The sequence below is a fragment of the Pseudoalteromonas sp. SIMBA_162 genome (assembly GCF_046535955.1).
GTDB lineage: Bacteria > Pseudomonadota > Gammaproteobacteria > Enterobacterales > Alteromonadaceae > Pseudoalteromonas > Pseudoalteromonas marina.
The window spans coordinates 1-248 of sequence record NZ_JAWJBQ010000919.1 but is presented as its reverse complement, the minus strand read 5'-3'; the positions used below and the strand labels follow the sequence as shown (position 1 = coordinate 248).

General features: G+C 64.1%; 1 protein-coding gene. It reads left to right on the top strand.

Features of this window, described 5'->3' with window-relative positions:
- The coding region (locus R0J88_RS22390) for an efflux RND transporter permease subunit (protein ID WP_410901227.1) at window positions 1-248 on the top strand (248 nt) is incomplete at both ends.

Sequence of the window (248 nt, the reverse complement as noted above, 5' to 3'; positions counted from 1 at the left end):
ACCTACCAGCAGGTGCTGGCCGGCAACACCATGATCTACATCTTCCCGCTGGTGGTGGTGCTGGTATTCCTGGTGCTGGCCGCCCAGTACGAGAGCTGGTCGCTGCCGCTGGCGATCATCCTGATCGTGCCAATGACGCTGCTGTCGGCGCTGGCCGGCGTGTGGCTGACGGGGGGCGACAACAACATCTTCACGCGGATCGGCTTGATCGTGCTCGTGGCGCTGGCGTGCAAGAACGCGATCCTGCG